The following is a 15328-nucleotide window of genomic DNA, read 5'->3' on the forward strand; positions in this document are numbered from 1 at the left end:
TCCGAGCTGCCGGTCTCAGCTGCCGGAAGGGTCGACCGTCGCCAGCTCGCGCAGATCGGTGCAGGTGCGCGCGGTGCCGTCCGGCCCGGTCCAGGTCAGGGTCGCCTCCTTGGTGGCGAAGGCGACGTCCAGCGCGGCGGTGTGCGCGCCCTCGGTCCAGGTCAGGGTCAGGCGGTCGCCGCCGCCACCGACCGTGCACTCGCCGGCGAAGGCCGGGTGGGTGTTGCGGAACCGGATCAGCCCGGACAGCGCGGCCACGACAGGTCGGGCCAGGTCGCTGTCGATCTCGGCGCGCGTGTAGCTGTGCCGGTTGATGTCGCGGCCGACGCCGGAGCGGGCCAGCAGGTCCATGTCGTTGCCGCCGGCCAGCAGCCCGACGTAGTACACCTGCGGGATCCCCGGCGTAAAGAACTGCACGGCGCGGGCGATGAGGTAGGCGCGGTCGTCCCGGCCGAGCGCGTCGTAGTAGGTGCAGTTGACCTGATAGACGTCGAGGTTGGACGCGGCCCAGCCGGTCGCCTTGCGCGAGCTTCCACCGGAGCGCTCGTGGATGCCCTCGACGAGATCGTGCACCTGGTCGGGGGTGAGCAGGCCGGGGCGGCCGTCGCCCATCTGGTCGGGGCCGACGTCGATCACCCCGATCCCGTCGTGGGTGTCGAGCACCGTGACGGCGTTCGCCGGGCGCACGTCGAGCCACCGGTGCAACGGGGCGGCGTCGCCCGTGGACAACGAGTGCAGCAGCAGGGGCGGCAGTGCGAAGTCGTACACCCGGTCCACCGCGGAACCGATGGCGATCTGACGCTCGAAGTGGGCGTGGATCTCGACCAGCACCTGCACCCCCAGCTCCCGCGCCCGAGCCGTGAGCTCATCGATGAACCCGAACGTCTGCGGGGTCATGAACGACGACGTGCCGGCCGACTTGATCGCGTAGCCCACCGCGTCGAGCCGCACCATGGACACACCGCCCTGCGCCAGCGTCGTCAGCACCCGGTCGAGGTAGGCGCGAGCCGTCGGGTTGGCAAGGTTGAGGTCGATCTGCTGGCTGGTGAAGGTCGTCCACACGAGGCGCTTGCGCCTTCCGAGCGTGAGGACGGCGAACGGCAGGCCCGGGCGTGGGCGGTAGATCCCGACCAGGTCGGCCTCGGTCGCGCCCAGCGGGTAGACGTCGTCCATGGTGAGGAACATCCCCGCGTGCGGGGACTCGTCGCCGCGGGCCACCACGTCCCGGAACTCCGCCGAGTCGGCCGAGACGTGGTTGACGATGAGGTCGACCATCAGCGTGTACTCGGCACCCAGCGCGCGCACGTCGTCCCAGGTACCGAGCCGCGGGTCGACCGCCGCATGGTCCATCGGGTCGAAGCCGGCATCGGCGCCGTCGAACGGGGTGAAGAACGGCAGGATGTGCACCCCCGTGAACAGCCCCGCCATCGGCCCGTCCAGGATCTCCCGGAGCTGCGCGAGGCTGCCCCCGAGCCGGTCCGCATACGCAATCAGCTGGACGCCTTCGCGTGCCTGTGCCGTGTCCATGCCACTCGCTTTCGGTGCCGAAGGTCAATGGGCGATGCGCGTGAGCGGGCGCAAGATCCGCGCGCCTGCGCGGTGTCGGTCGTGCGCGCCTGCGCGGTGAAACAGCGATCGGCCCGCGCTCCGCACTCGATGCGGGACGCGGACCGACCGGTTGAGCCGGGGTCAGCCCTTGAGCCCGCCCGCGAGCAGGCCGCGGACGAAGTACCGCTGCAGGGCGATGAACACCACGACCGGGACGATGATCGCGACGAACGAGCCCGCGGAGAGCAGGTGCCACGCGGTGTCGCGGGTACCGCTCAGGTTGGCCAGGCCCACCGTGATCGGCGCAACCGCCGTCCCGCCACCCGCGAAGGTGAGCGCGACGAGCAGGTCGTTCCAGACCCAGAGGAACTGGAAGATGCCGAAAGCCGCGATCGCCGGCTTCATGAGCGGCAGCAGCACCCGGAACAGGATCTTCACGTGTCCGGCGCCATCCATGCGCGCCGCCTCGATGAGCTCCTTCGGGATCTCCTTCATGAAGTTGTGCAGGATGAAGATCGCCAGCGGGAGCGCGAAGATCGAGTGGGACAGCCAGATCGTCCAGAACGTCCCTGCGAGCCCGGCGTCCACGTACAGGGTGAGCAGCGGGATCAGGGTGACCTGGATGGGCACGATCTGCAGCGCGAAGACGGCCACGAACAGCGCGTTCCGACCGCGGAAGTCGATCCAGGCGAACGCGTACGCCGCCAGGATCGCGAGGCAGATCGGGATGATCACTGCCGGGATGACGATGACGAACGAGTTGACGAAGTAGGCCCCCAGCCCCGAGGAACCCTCGGTGCTGAGCACCGCCTTGTAGTTGTCCAGGGTCGTCTCGGGATTGGCGAAGAAGGTCCACCACCCGGAGGTCTTGATCGCGAGCTCCGGACGGAAGGACGTGACCAGCAGTCCGAACGTCGGGACCGTCCAGAGGAACGCGAGGACCACGGCGACGAAGGACGCCCACGGCGACGTGAGCTTCTTCTTGGCATTGATCGCTGCTCGACCGGCAGCCGACCGGGCCTGGAGCGCGGCCCGCTCCTCAGGCGTGAGATCGAGCTGGGGCGTGACGGTGCTCATCGTGCCTCCGATGCGCGCAGCTGGTGGACGTTGTAGACCACGATGGGAACGACCAGGACGAAGAGCAGCACGGCCAGCGCGGCACCGAGCCCCTGGTTGTCGCTGCGGAAGCTCTGCGAGTAGAACTCGTTCGCCACCACACTGGTGTCGAACTGCCCACCGGTCATCGTGCGGACGATGTCGAAGACCTTCAGCGTGGCGATCGAGATCGTGGTCATCACCACGACGACCGACGGGCGGATGGCGGGCAGCGTCACGAACCGGAACATCTCGAACGGGTTCACCCCGTCGAGGCGGGCGGCTTCGATGACGTCGTCAGGGATCGCCTTGATCGACGCCGACAGGATGGTCATCGCAAACCCGGCCTGGATCCAGATCATCACCACGATGAGGAAGAGGGTGTTGAACGGGGTGCTGATCAAGAATTGTTGGGGTGGTAGCCCGACCCACACCAGAATCTGGTTGAGCAGGCCGATCTGGTTGACGTTGGGCTGGTCGGGCCGGAAGGCGTAGACGAACTTCCAGATGACCGAGGCGGCGACGAACGAGATGGCCATCGGCAGGAAGATGAGGGCCTTCGCCGGTCCCTCCCCGCGGGCACCGTCCACGAGGATCGCGTAGAGCAGCCCGATGGCGGTCGCGACGAAGGGGGTGATCAACACCCAGATCGCGGTGTTCCGCAGCACGATGAGCTGCTCGGCCGAACCGAAGATCGTCTCGTAGTTGCCGAGCCCGATGAACGACGTGCCGGCCGCGTCGAAGAAGGAATAGAAGATCGTGCGAACTGCGGGGTAGAGCAGCCCGACCGTCAGCATGATGGCGGTCGGCAGGAGAAACAGGAATGCCACCCGCTTACCGCTGGTGCGCTCTGATCGCCCGGCGATGAAGAGGATGACCCCCACCACGGCGACGAAAATCAGAATCGCGAGAGCCATGGTCAGGAACTTCGTTGCGATGTCCATCTGAGCCCATCACCTCCTCGTGAGAGCGAACGGGTGCCCGGGCGTGCACGCTGCGCTAGCCGTGCACGCCCGGGTTGTCCCGAAGATCAGTCAATCAGGGTGGTCAAACGATCAGGAAGCGGGCCACGCCGCTTCGATGTTGTCGACCGTCTCCTTCGTGCTCTGACCGGTGATCCAGTTGGTGGACTGCTTCCAGAACGCGTTCGAGCCGATGGCCGCCGGCATCATGTCGGAACCATCGAAACGGAAGACCGCGTTCGGGTCCTGGAGAATCGTCGCCGCGAGCTTGTCGACGGGGCTCACCAGGTTGGCGACCTCAAGGCCCTTGTTGGCGCTGACCCAGCCACCGGCCGGGCTTGCGATGGCCTTGTTGTTGGCCCAGAGATCGGTCGAGAGGTAGGTCTGGAAGGCCGCGACCTCGGGCCGGTCGGCGAATGCGAGCACGAACTCGCCACCACCGAGAACCGGCTTGACGTCTTCGGTCTCACCCGGGAGGTAGAACGCGAACACGTCGCCGTCCTCGGAGACGTTCGTCCCTTCCGGGAAGTTGGCCGCGTAGAAGCTGGCCTGACGGTGCAGCGAGCAGGTGCCCTCGAGGATCGGCAGTCCGCCGTCCTGGAACGCCGTCGCCGCGATGCTGTTCACGTCGCCGAGCCCACCGTTCACGAACGCCGGGTTCTTCAGGTAGGCACCGACGCCGTCGAGCGCTGCGGTCGGGGCCTCCGAGTTGAACGCGATCTCGTGGTTGACCCACTGGTCGTAGACGTCCGGCCCGGACAGACGGAGCATGAAGTCCTCCATCCAGTCGGTGATCGGCCAACCGGTGGCCTCACCGCTGCCGATGCCGGCGCACCACGGCACCTTGCCGTCCGCCACCATCTGCTCCGTGAGAGCCATCAGGTCGTCGAGCGTCGTCGGGATCTCGTAGCCGGCGTCGGCGAACTCGGTCGGGGAGTACCAGACGAGCGACTTCACGTTGGCACCGAGGGGCGCCGCGTAGACCTTGCCGTCGACCGTGGCGTAGCCCTTCCAGTCCTCGCCCCAGAACTCGTCGATGTTGTCGACGACGGTCTGCGGGGCCTCAACTGCGGCGCCGGTCGCGACCAGCTGGTTGAGCAGACCCGGCTGCGGCACGTATGCGATGTCGGGCGGGTTGCCCGCCTTGGCGCGGACCAGGACCTGGGTCTCGAACGCCTTGTCGCCCACGTACTCGATCGTGGCGCCGGTGCACTCTTCGAACGGCTTGTAGGAATCGATCTGGGGCGTGTCCTCGGGGGTCACGATGCTCGTGTAGACGCTGACCGTCTTTCCGGACAGGTCGCCGTACGACTCGTAGGCCGCGCAGTCCCCACTGGCAGCGGTCGTTTCGTCACCGCCGGAATCCCCGCCGGAACACGCCGTCAGGACGAGGGCGAACCCCAGCCCCCCTGATACCGCCGCAAGAATGCGACGAGAGCGAATGCTGGACATCTGGTGACCTCCACTGCGTTGTGGTCTTCGGCGGCTCGTACGGAACGATCTTGGTCCCGTAAGTGCCTTCGCCCCATGTAAGCGCTTACATCGCAACGGCGCAAGCCAGAACACGCCACAACTGGATAACAATTCGGTCACATTCCGTGGGCCGCCCGGGGAGGGCCGGTCGAACCCCGATCCAGGAGGGTGGTCTGGTAGACGACGTCGCCCGGCACAGCCCCCCCGGCGATCAGCTCGAGCAGCAGGGTCGCAGCCTTGGCGCCCTCCTCGACGGCCGGCTGGACCATCGTCGTCAGCCGTACCAGCTCGCCCAGGTCGTGGCCGTCGACCCCCACCACGGACAGGTCCTGGGGCACCTGCAGACCCAGGTCCCGCGCCGCGAGGATCGCGCCCATCGCCATCTCGTCGGACGCGGCGAAGATCGCGGTCACGTCCGGGCACTGCCGAAAGAGCTGGTGCATCGACTCGCGACCGCCGTCGAGGTCGAAGTGCCCGTGCACCTCGAGCTGCGGGTCGGCGGGGATCCCGGCGTCCGCGAGCGCGGCGAGCCAACCGCGGCGTCGGGCCACGGGCGGTGAGAACGGCGTGATGTCGTCGGGCGATCCGCTGATGTGCCCGATCCGCCGATGCCCCAGGTCGATGAGGTGCTGGGTCGCCGTGCGACCGGTGGCGAGGTCGTCGAGGCGGACGGTGACCTGACCCGGGACGCTGGACCCGATGAAGATCATCGGGTGCCCCAGGCCCAGCAGGGAGACGACCTCGGAGTCGTCGAGCGGGAATCCCACCACGAGGATGCCGTCGACCCGACGACGCAGCACGTCCGGGTCGACCCGCAGCCGGGGGACCTTTCGGGAGACCTCGAAGGTGTGCAGGAGCGCGTCGTAGCCCTGCGCGCGCAGCGCCTGCTCCGCGCCCTCGATCACGTTCGAGAAGAACCAGTGGTTGACCCACGGGGTCAGCAGGCCGATCGTCCGGGTCCGCCCGGAGGCGAGGGAGGCGGCCGACGGCGACGCGACGTACCCGAGCTGTGCGGCCGCGGACCGGACCCGCTCACGCGTGGCCACCGAGACGTTCGGGAGTCCACGAAGCGCACGGGAGACGGTCGCCGTCGAGACTCCGGCAACCCGGGCAACTTCATCGATGCCATGCGCCACGTTCGCGACTGTGCCACTCGCCAGGGGCAGCCGTCCACCCGGATCCACGGGGGTTCAGCGCAGCAGGCTACGGAGCACGTCGAGCGCGCCGTCGTCGTCGATCGTGCCCGTGACCTCGTCAGCGACCTCGCGGACCGGCTGCGGGGCATGCCCCATCGCGACCCCGCGGGCGGCCCAGTCGATCATCTGCAGGTCGTTGCTGCCGTCCCCGATCGCGACCGTGCGGGCGGGCTCGACGCCCAGCCGTCGCCGGACCACCTCGAGCGCGCTGGCCTTCGTGACCCCCTTCGGGGCGATGTCCATCCAGGCCGTCCAGCCGACCGCGTAGGTCACCTCGTCGAGGCCCATCCGGTGGACGAGGTCGTGGAAGTCGGTGCTCGTGTGGTCCGGGCTCCGCACGACGAGGCGGGTGACGTGCTCGCTCCAGAGGTCCTCGAGATCGACGACCTCGTGGTGCCCGCTGAGCTCACCCGTGGGGAAGAGCTTGTTCATCCGGAACCCCGAGTCGAGGTCCTCGACCGCGAAGTGCGCGTCCGGCAGCTCGGCGTGCATGAGCCGCAGCGCCGGGCCGGGATCGAACGTGATGCGGTCCGTGACCTCGTACCCGGTCTCGGCCCCGGGGTCGAGACGCAGCGTGACCGCCCCGTTGGACGACACCGCCCAGCCGTCGGTGAGCCCGAGCTCGTGCGCGACGGGCACGGTCGCGTGGACCGATCGCCCGGTCGCCAGCACGAGGTGCGCGCCGGCGTGCCGCAGCTCGGCGACCACGCCGCGCAGGTCGGCGGAGATCTCGCCGTCGTACGTCATCAGGGTGCCGTCGATGTCCAGCGCGACGAGCATCGGGCCGGAGCCGACCAGCCCGGCGCGGCCCACGCCCTGACCGACGTCCGGTCGCTCGCCCCGGGGTGGGCTCATCGCCCGACCGGCTCGAGGACCTCGAGCCCGCCGAGGTATCCGCGCAGGCCTTCGGGCACCCGCACGGAGCCGTCGGCCTGCTGGTGGTTCTCGAGGATGGCGACGATCCACCGCGTGGTGCCGAGCGTGCCGTTGACCGTCGCGACCGGGCGCGTCTCGCCCGCCGACGTCCGCTCCCGGGTGTTCAGCCGGCGGGCCTGGAACGTGGTGCAGTTCGACGTCGAGGTGAGCTCGAGGTAGCGGTTCTGCGTGGGCAGCCAGGCCTCGCAGTCGAACTTGCGCGCGGCGCTCATCCCCAGGTCACCGGCCGCGGTGTCGATGACGCGGTACGGCAGCTCGACCTTGGCCAGCATGGCCTCCTCGAACCCGAGCAGGCGCCGGTGCTCGGCCGCGGCGTCCTCGACCGAGGTGTAGCTGAACATCTCGACCTTGTGGAACTGGTGCACCCGGATGATCCCGCGGGTGTCCTTGCCGTACGAGCCGGCCTCGCGCCGGTAGCAGGCCGACCAGCCGGCGTAGCGCTTGGCACCGGCGGTCAGGTCGAGGATCTCGTTCGAGTGGTACCCGGCGAGCGCGACCTCGCTGGTGCCGGTGAGGTACAGGTCGTCGGCCTCGAGCCGGTAGATCTCGTCCGCGTGCGCGCCGAGGAACCCGGTGCCGGCCATCATCTCGGGCCGGACCATCGTCGGAGTGATCATCGGGGTGAACCCGGCCGCGAGCGCGGTGTCCATGGCCGCGTTGAGCAGCGCGAGCTCGAGCCGCGCACCGATGCCCGTGAGGAAGTAGAACCGCGAACCGGACACCTTCGCGCCGCGCTCGGTGTCGATCGCCCCGAGCATCTCGCCGAGGGAGAGATGGTCGCGGAGCTTGAAGTCGGGGCCGTACTCGCCCGCGAAGTCGCGCGGGGTGCCTTCGGTGCGCAGCACGACGAAGTCGTCCTCGCCCCCGACGGGCACGCCGTCCTCGACCACGTTGGCGATCTTGTACGCGGTCTCGGTGAGCAGTGCGTCCGCGGCGTCGGCGTCGACCTGGCGGGCCTTGACCTCCTGGGAGAGCGCCTTGGTCCGCGCCAGCAGCGCAGCCTTGGCCTCCCCCTGCGCGACGGCGACCTGCTTGCCGAGGGTCTTCTGCTCAGCGCGGAGGCGTTCGAAGTCGCCGAGCGCCGCCCGGCGGCGTGAGTCGGCGTCGAGCACCGCGTCCACGAGGGCAGGGTCGTCGCCGCGCGCACGCTGGCTCGCGCGGACGAGATCGGGGTTTTCACGGAGGAGGCGCAGATCGATCACCCCCTGAGGGTAACGACCCGAACCGGCACCCCTGCGCTACCGCCGACACCGGTCAGGACACATCGAAGCCCGTCGGGGCCCTACCGTTACGCCATGTCGTGGTCCGAATGGCTCAGTCTCATCGCCCTGGTGCTCGCCGGCGGGGCGCTCCTGCTCTCGTTGTCGACCCGTCGCACGGCCGGGGAGCAGGCGGCTCGACGCCTCCTGGCGCCGCGGTCCGGGCCCGGCGCGGCGGCCACCGAGCCGCCCCTGCCCCCGCCGCCGCCGGCCGGCGACCTGGTCGCCTTCATCGCCAACCCGACCAAGCCGGGGGCGAGCGAGCTGCGCGAGGCCGCCATCAAGGAGTGCACCGGGCGGTCCATGCCCGAGCCCCTGTGGCTCGAGACGACGGCCGAGGACCCGGGAGTCGGTCAGGCGCGCCACGCGATCGAGCTCGGCGCGGTCGCGGTGGTCGCGGTGGGCGGCGACGGTACGGTCCGCGCGGTCGCGGAGGCCCTCGCCGGCACCGGCGTGCCGATGGGGCTCATCCCGCAGGGCACCGGAAACCTGCTTGCCCGCAACCTGGATCTGCCGCTCACCGACACCCCCGAGCTCCTGCGACTCGCGCTGACGGGCGCGGGCCGCGCGATCGACGTCGGCTGGCTACGCGTCATCCGCGAGGCCCCGGACGAGCCGGACGACGACACCGAGCCCGAGGACGACGCCGTGTCGGACGACGGCCCGGATTCCGAGAGCACCAGATCTGATGACGGCGCTGAGTCTGATGACGGCGCTAGGTCTGATGACGGCACTGAGTCTGATGACGGCACGGTGTCGGGCGACAGCGCACCGCCCGCGGCGGACGCACCCGCCGAGCCGGCGCGCGAGCACATCTTCCTGGTCATCGCGGGCCTGGGGTTCGACGCCGCGATGGTGGCGGACACCGACGAGGACCTCAAGGCGCGGGTCGGGTGGATCGCGTACTTCGTCGCCGGAGCGCGTCACCTGCACGGTCGTCGGCCGCGGCTGACGATCAAGATCGACGACGATCCGGTCGTCTCCCGCCGGGTGCGGAGCCTGCTGATCGGGAACTGCGGGCGCCTGCCGGGCGGCATCACGCTGCTCCCCGACGCCGTGCTCGACGACGGCTGGCTCGACATCGCGGCGATCGACACGCGGGGCGGGCTCGCCGGCTGGGCCCAGCTGCTCGGCGAGGTCGTCCTCCAGGGTGTCGGGATGCGCAACGATCTCCGGGGCAAGATCGGCCGGATCGACCACGTGCGGGCCCGTCGCATCCACGTGGTCGCCGACCGCGCGGAGGCGGTCCAGGTCGACGGCGACGTCCTCGGCCGCGCCCTGGAGATCATCGCGAGAGTGGACGCCGGCGCGCTGATCGTCCGCGCCTGACCCGCCTCGACCGGTTCAGCAACCCCTGCGCAGGGTGGCCAGCCAGTCACGGGCGGCAGCGAAGTCGGCGTCGTTGGTGCCCGGGGCGACCTCGGTCACCGCGCCGTCGGCCCTGGGGTAGGACCCGAGGAAGCGCACGTGCGGGCACACGCGGTGCAACCCGATCAGCGCCTCCGCGACCCGCTCGTCGGCGAGGTGGCCCTCGGCGTCGATCGAGAACGAGTACCGGCCGAGCAGGTCGCCGAGCGGCCGCGACTCGATCCGCGACAGGTTGACCCCGCGCGCGGCGAACTGCTCGAGCATCGCGAGCAGGGCGCCCGACTCGTTGCTGGCCAGGTGCACCACGAGGGAGGTCTTGTCCGCGCCGGTCGGGGCCGGCAGGGCGCCGGGCAGGCCGACGACGACGAACCGGGTCACGGCCGACTCGTTGTCCGCGACGTGCTCGGCGAGGATCTCGAGCCCGTAGAGCTCGGCGCTGAGCGGTGCGACCAGCGCCGCGTCGAACCCGGGGTCGTGCTCCGGCGCGAGGTCCGCGAGCAGCGCGCCCGCAGCGGCGGTCGAGGTCGCCGGGACGTGCACGGCGACCGGGAGGTTCACGTTGAACCAGCGCCGGCACTGCGCCCAGGCGTGCGGGTGGGTCGACACCCGCGTGACGTCGGCGAGCACCGTCCCCGGCCGGGCCGCGAGCACGAACGACACCGGGACCACCACCTCGCGCAGCAGCACGAGCGCGTCCCCGGTCGCGAGCGTGTCGAGGGTCGCGGTGACGCCACCCTCGACGGAGTTCTCGATGGGCACGACGGCGAAGTCCGCGCGCCCCGAGCGCACGGCCTCGAGCGCGGAGATGACGTCGACCATCGGGACGTACTCGGCCTCGTCCGGCCCGGCGAACTGCCGCAGCGCCGCCTCGGTGAACGTCCCCGCAGGTCCGAGGTAGGCGTAGCGCGGCAGGCGGGTCGGACCGGACATCAGCGGTCTCCTTCAGAAGCGGAACGTCGGCGGGGTGCCGCCGACGTTCGCGCCGGAGGCGGGCCGAGCCTAACGCGCCGCCCGTAGGCTGGGCCGATGCCCCGTCCCCCCGGCCTCGTCCGTGCCGTCTCCGCCGCGGCGGCAGTGACGGTCGGGGTGCTGGCGGTCTTCGGCGGGGCCCTGCCGGCCGGCGCTGTTGGTGCCACGGCCGGCGACACGGTGGCCGCCGCGGTTGCCGCCGCGGAGAGCGAGCCGAACCCCGTCGTCGTCATCGGCGCGACCGGGCTGCGCTGGGAGGACGTCGGCGCGCTCACCACCCCCGCGCTGTGGGACCTCTCCCGCACCGGAGCGGTGGGCACGATCGCGGCGCGCAGCCTGCGTCCGTCCGCCTGCCCGGCCGACGGCTGGCTCGCCGTCTCCGCCGGTGCCCGCGCCTCCGACCTGGCCAGCGACCCCTACGGCACGTGTCGACGGCTCCGCGAGCCGGGTACCGACCTTCTCGTCCCCGGCTGGGCCGACTACCTCGAGTCCGCCGCCCAGGGGAACTACGGCGCGCAGCCCGGTCTGCTCGGGGACACCCTGGCCTCGGCCGGCGTGACCGCCACCGGGGTCGGACCCGGGGCCGCCGTCGCGCTGGCCGACTCGGACGGCCGACCGGTCGGCGAGCACGTGCGCCTGCCGGCGACGGCCAATGGGCTGACCAAGACCGTCGAGACGGCCCTCGAGACGTCCCAGCTCGTGGTGATCGACGTCGGCACGGTCCGCGACCCCGGCCAGCTCACCGTCGACCGACCGGCGTCCGCCCTGGACACCGACGGCGACGGCCAGCCCGACCCGGGGGCCACCGCGCTCCCCGAGCCCGGCGAGATCCTCGAAGGTGACCTCACCGCCCCCGACGCGGTGACCGAACCGGCGCGCTCGGAACAGGTCCGGACCATCGACGAGCGCATCCGCGCCGTGCTCGAGGCCGTCGACGAGTCCGGTCAGGACACCACCGTGCTCGTCGCGTCGCTCGCCGACTCGGGCCGACAGCCGCACCTGCAGCTCGCGGCCGCAGCCGGGCCGAGCGCGCTCGCGACCGGGGAGCCGTACGAGGAGAACCTGCTCGAGTCGCGCTCGACCCGCCAGCCCGGGTACCTCATGCCGACGGACATCACGCCGACCATCCTGTCCGCGCTCGACCTCCGGGACCAGGTGACCCCCGGTGCCCTGGTGGGGTCACCCGCGACCGGTGTGCCCGGCCCGCCGCTCGCGAGCCAACGGGTCGCCGCGATGGTCGACCAGGACCGGCACGCCTGGGCGGTCCGGCCCCTGGTGGCGCCGTTCTTCATGCTCCTCATCGTCATCAACCTCATCCTGTACGGCCTGGTGACCCTCGGCCTGAACGGCGTCGTCCTCGCGCGGCTGAGCAGCGGACTGAGCCGCGCGCTGCCGGGCCGGATCGGGCGCGCGGTCGCGGACGGGATGACGAGCCAGCCGGGGATGGTCCTCGGCGCGCTCCGGATCGCCGGCGTCGCCGTCGCGTCCATCCCCGTGGCGACGTTCCTGGCCAACCTCACGCCGTGGTGGCGCGTCCAGCCGGCGTCGTACGCGCTGACCGCGCTCATCATCGGCTGGGTCGCCGTCATCACGGCGCTCGCGCTGCTGCCGCGCTGGAAGTCGTGGCTGCTCGGACCGCTCGGGGTCGTCGCGGCGATCACCGCCGCCGTCATCGCCGTCGACATCGCCACCGGCGCGCGGCTCCAGATCTCTGCGCTGATGGGTGTCCAACCGCTGGTGGGCGCCCGGTTCTACGGGTTCAACAACCAGGCATTCGCGTTGTTCGCCGCGTCGACCGTCCTGCTCGCCGTCGCGTTCGCCAACCCGCTGGTCAAACGCGGACGGCCGGGCTGGGCGGCGGCGGTCGTCGCCATCGTCGGCGTGGTGGCCACCGCGCTCGACGGACTTCCGAGCGTCGGCGCCGACTTCGGCGGCCCCCCGGCGCTCGTGCCCGCGTTCGCGGTGCTGGCCCTGCTCGCCGGGGGGATCCGGATCGGCTGGGTCAAGGCGCTGGGAATCCTCGGTGCCGCGGCCGCCGTCGTCATCAGCTTCGCGGTGGTCGACTGGCTGCGGCCCGCCGACTCCCAGACGCACCTCGGTCGCTTCGTGCAGACCGTGCTCGACGGCGGGATCTGGCCGGTGATCACCCGCAAGGCCTCCCAGAACATCGAGATCCTGTTCGGCAACGCGCTGACCCTGCTCGCCATCGCGGGCATCGCGCTCGTCGTCCTCGTGCTCGGCCGGCCGTTGCGGGCCATCGCGAGCGCGCCCGACGGCGGGCCGTTCGGCTGGCTCTCGGCCGGCGCGCCGCTCACACAGCTCGGCACCGATGCGCCGATGCTCCGTCCGGGGCTGGTCGCGCTGGCGATCGCCCTCGGGATCGGCTTCGCCCTCAACGACTCGGGCGTCGTCATCCCCGCGGTGGGCATCACGGTGGTCGTCCCGCTGCTGGTGGCCGCCTGCGCGGGCTGGATGCTGAGCGTCCGCCCCCGCCAGCCGCGCTGACTCACGGCGGCGCGGACTCACCCGACCTCGCGGGCACGACGACACGCGGGTGCGACGACGCAGGCGTGACCGGCGTGCGAGTCGGCGCTATCGGTGGGTCGGGGGGACGTGCGGCGGGGCGACCTTGTCCCGGATAGCGCCCGCGGCGCCGCGCACGCGTCGGTTCGTCACCGCGAGCATGACGTCGCGGTACTGGGCTGCGCGGTGCAGCTGGCCCTTCAGATCGGTGCCCGACGGGCGGTGCCGCAGCTCGCACGGCACCTCGACCGCCACGTAGCCCTGCCGGAGCAGGTCGATCGTCATCCCGGTCTCGACGCCCCAGCCGCGTGCGAGCGGCGTGGCGGCCTCGAAGGCTTCGCGGGTCAGGCAACGCATCCCGGACAGCGGCTGCGTCGGCGTCCAGCCGGTGAGCGACGCGATCGCCCGACGTGCGGCGCCGACGACGATCCCACGCCCGCCCGCCCCGACCTGCGGCGGCAGCAGCGCGATGGACAGGTCGGCGGCGTGCTCGAACACGGGCGGAACCAGGGGTGCGGTGTTCACGGCGCTGTCACCCAGGTCGCCGTCGATGAACAGCAGCAGCCGCGGCGGCCGGTCCTCGGTGTCACGCATCGCGACGATCGCCGCGCCCGTCTCCATGGCGGCGGCCTTGCCGCGGTTGTGCGAGTGGCGCACCACGACGGCGCCCGCCTCGCGTGCGACGTGCTGCGTGTTGTCCGCGCTGCCGTCGTCGACGACGAGCACGAGGTCGACGTGGGGGATCGCGCGTGCCGACCGGACCGTCGCGGCGATCCGGCGGGCCTCGTCCTTGGCCGGGATGATCACGGCGACCCGCTGACGGGGTCGACCGGCGTGGGCGACCTTGTGCGTCGGGGAGGTGATGCCCGGGCCCGGGGCCGCCGCGCCGCGCGCAGCCTTGCGCAGCTTGCGACCGCGCCTGCCCTTGACCGGAGTCGACTCGGCCGCGCCGTCGGCGAGACTCTCGTCGGCGCCGCTCTCAAGTCCGGCGCTCTCAGGTCCGGGAGCCCCGACCTCGGCGGCGTCGACCGCCCGGTCCCCTGCCCCCGCACCCTCGCCGGTTCCGGCCGTCTCCCCAGTCACGAGTTCCACCCTAGCCACGCGTGCCGGCTGGGCCGTGCCGCCGCGCTCCCGGTCGGCACCGATCAGCGCAGGGTGACCTGGCGGGAGACGAGCCCCGCGCGGGCCCGACGGGCGTTGGAGTCGAGCGGGGACGTGTCCGCGAGCGCCGCCTCGAGCCGGGTGAGGAACTCGCGCGCGGGCTCCTCCACGTCGGCCGCCTCGGTGCCGGGCGTGAGGTCCCAGACGGGGACGACGACGCCGGTCGAACGGAAGTACCCGACGAGCTTGCCGCCGGCGATCCCGGCCTCGCGGGCCCCGTGCAGCCGGGCGAGCGCGTCGACGAGCTGCTGCTCGTCGTACGGCATGGCCCACCGCAGGTACTCGCGGTCGCGCATGCGGCACCAGTACGCGGAGTCCACGCCGGAGAGCTTGGTCGTCGGGATGATGGACTCGTTCGCCTGCTCGAGCGACGCCCGGACCTCATCGTTGACGTCGGTGTCAGGCGCGAGCCAGTAGTCGAAGCCGTCGTGGACGGTGACGTCGAACGGCACGGTCGGGTCGAGCACGTCCTGGAGCCGCGGGCCGGGGCCGGGGGCGGTCGCCGTGTCGACCGGCGTCCCGGGCTCGAGCTCGAGCGCCTCGAGCAGCACGGCGGCGACGTCGCGGCTCGGGTCGCCGAACCCGGAGCTGGTCTGCAGGGCGACGAGCACGACGCCGTCGGCCCGGTGCAGGGCAGGCCACGCCATCGGCAGCACGGTGGTGATGACGACGTCGCGGGAGCCGTACTCCGCGGTCGTGCGTGCGGTCGCGGTGGCGGCGGGGACGACCTCGCGCATCGCGACCCAGTCGGGCTCGCCGGCGAGCCCCTCGAACGGGCGCAGCACGAACTCGACAGAAGGTTTCTTGGCCATCCCCGCAGCGTACCGGCGTCCTGCCC

General features: G+C 71.5%; 12 protein-coding genes. 2 read left to right on the plus strand and 10 right to left on the minus strand.

Going from position 1 to position 15328, the window contains the following annotated elements:
• Positions 1 to 15: 15 nt before the first annotated feature.
• The 7 genes from gtfA to serS all read right to left on the minus strand — a co-directional run bounded on the left by gtfA (position 16) and on the right by serS (position 8412).
• On the minus strand, positions 16 to 1527 hold the full coding sequence (gtfA, locus tag EUA98_RS07625) for a sucrose phosphorylase (RefSeq protein WP_130102075.1): 1512 nt from the start codon (positions 1525 to 1527) through the stop codon (positions 16 to 18).
• Between the two features lie 162 nt (positions 1528 to 1689).
• Positions 1690 to 2625 (minus strand): carbohydrate ABC transporter permease, encoded by a 936-nt coding sequence (locus tag EUA98_RS07630; protein WP_130102076.1) that lies wholly within the window; start codon positions 2623 to 2625, stop codon positions 1690 to 1692.
• On the minus strand, positions 2622 to 3587 hold the full coding sequence (locus tag EUA98_RS07635; RefSeq protein WP_130102077.1) for a carbohydrate ABC transporter permease: 966 nt from the start codon (positions 3585 to 3587) through the stop codon (positions 2622 to 2624). Before EUA98_RS07635 ends, EUA98_RS07630 begins: the two co-directional genes overlap by 4 nt.
• A 111-nt stretch (positions 3588 to 3698) precedes the next feature.
• A complete protein-coding gene (locus EUA98_RS07640) occupies positions 3699 to 5057 on the minus strand; it encodes an ABC transporter substrate-binding protein (protein WP_130102078.1) in 1359 nt (452 codons plus the stop codon).
• Positions 5058 to 5194: 137 nt separating this feature from the next.
• Complete coding sequence (locus tag EUA98_RS07645) at positions 5195 to 6262, minus strand: LacI family DNA-binding transcriptional regulator (RefSeq protein ID WP_350339488.1); 1068 nt, start codon at positions 6260 to 6262, stop codon at positions 5195 to 5197.
• A gap of 6 nt (positions 6263 to 6268) precedes the next feature.
• Positions 6269 to 7129, minus strand: a complete 861-nt coding sequence (locus EUA98_RS07650; protein ID WP_350339489.1) for an HAD family hydrolase — start codon at positions 7127 to 7129, stop codon at positions 6269 to 6271.
• Positions 7126 to 8412, minus strand: coding sequence for a serine--tRNA ligase (gene serS / locus EUA98_RS07655; RefSeq protein WP_130102080.1), 1287 nt, complete (start codon positions 8410 to 8412; stop codon positions 7126 to 7128). The genes EUA98_RS07650 and serS overlap by 4 nt, the downstream gene beginning before the upstream one ends.
• A 93-nt stretch (positions 8413 to 8505) precedes the next feature.
• Here serS and EUA98_RS07660 point away from each other — a divergent pair, with 93 nt between their 5' ends.
• Complete coding sequence (locus EUA98_RS07660) at positions 8506 to 9798, plus strand: diacylglycerol/lipid kinase family protein (RefSeq protein WP_130102081.1); 1293 nt, start codon at positions 8506 to 8508, stop codon at positions 9796 to 9798.
• Positions 9799 to 9813: 15 nt separating this feature from the next.
• Here the strand turns inward: EUA98_RS07660 and pheA are convergent, their stop codons facing one another.
• Positions 9814 to 10767: a prephenate dehydratase gene (gene pheA / locus EUA98_RS07665; protein ID WP_130102082.1), complete on the minus strand. Its 954-nt coding sequence runs from the start codon at positions 10765 to 10767 to the stop codon at positions 9814 to 9816.
• A gap of 96 nt (positions 10768 to 10863) precedes the next feature.
• Between pheA and EUA98_RS07670 the strand changes: the two genes are divergently transcribed.
• Positions 10864 to 13311 carry a hypothetical protein gene (locus EUA98_RS07670; RefSeq protein WP_130102083.1) on the plus strand — a complete coding sequence of 816 codons (2448 nt, stop codon included), beginning with the start codon at positions 10864 to 10866 and terminating at the stop codon, positions 13309 to 13311.
• Between the two features lie 87 nt (positions 13312 to 13398).
• On the opposite strand, the gene EUA98_RS07675 is transcribed toward EUA98_RS07670, so the two are convergent.
• Complete coding sequence (locus EUA98_RS07675; protein WP_242511337.1) at positions 13399 to 14193, minus strand: glycosyltransferase family 2 protein; 795 nt, start codon at positions 14191 to 14193, stop codon at positions 13399 to 13401.
• A gap of 281 nt (positions 14194 to 14474) precedes the next feature.
• Positions 14475 to 15302 carry a DUF5926 family protein gene (locus EUA98_RS07680; protein ID WP_130102084.1) on the minus strand — a complete coding sequence of 276 codons (828 nt, stop codon included), beginning with the start codon at positions 15300 to 15302 and terminating at the stop codon, positions 14475 to 14477.
• Positions 15303 to 15328: the final 26 nt, after the last annotated feature.

Origin of the sequence: Pengzhenrongella frigida (assembly GCF_004168625.1) — a bacterium.
Taxonomy (GTDB): Bacteria; Actinomycetota; Actinomycetes; order Actinomycetales; family Cellulomonadaceae; genus Pengzhenrongella; species Pengzhenrongella frigida.

Coding starts and splice junctions, on each gene's coding strand:
- gtfA (WP_130102075.1), bottom strand. CDS start 1,527: ATGGACACGGCACAGGCACGCGAAGGCGTCCAGCTGATTGCGTATGCG.
- EUA98_RS07630 (WP_130102076.1), bottom strand. CDS start 2,625: ATGAGCACCGTCACGCCCCAGCTCGATCTCACGCCTGAGGAGCGGGCC.
- EUA98_RS07635 (WP_130102077.1), bottom strand. CDS start 3,587: ATGGACATCGCAACGAAGTTCCTGACCATGGCTCTCGCGATTCTGATT.
- EUA98_RS07640 (WP_130102078.1), bottom strand. CDS start 5,057: ATGTCCAGCATTCGCTCTCGTCGCATTCTTGCGGCGGTATCAGGGGGG.
- EUA98_RS07650 (WP_350339489.1), bottom strand. CDS start 7,129: ATGAGCCCACCCCGGGGCGAGCGACCGGACGTCGGTCAGGGCGTGGGC.
- EUA98_RS07660 (WP_130102081.1), top strand. CDS start 8,506: ATGTCGTGGTCCGAATGGCTCAGTCTCATCGCCCTGGTGCTCGCCGGC.
- pheA (WP_130102082.1), bottom strand. CDS start 10,767: ATGTCCGGTCCGACCCGCCTGCCGCGCTACGCCTACCTCGGACCTGCG.
- EUA98_RS07670 (WP_130102083.1), top strand. CDS start 10,864: ATGCCCCGTCCCCCCGGCCTCGTCCGTGCCGTCTCCGCCGCGGCGGCA.
- EUA98_RS07680 (WP_130102084.1), bottom strand. CDS start 15,302: ATGGCCAAGAAACCTTCTGTCGAGTTCGTGCTGCGCCCGTTCGAGGGG.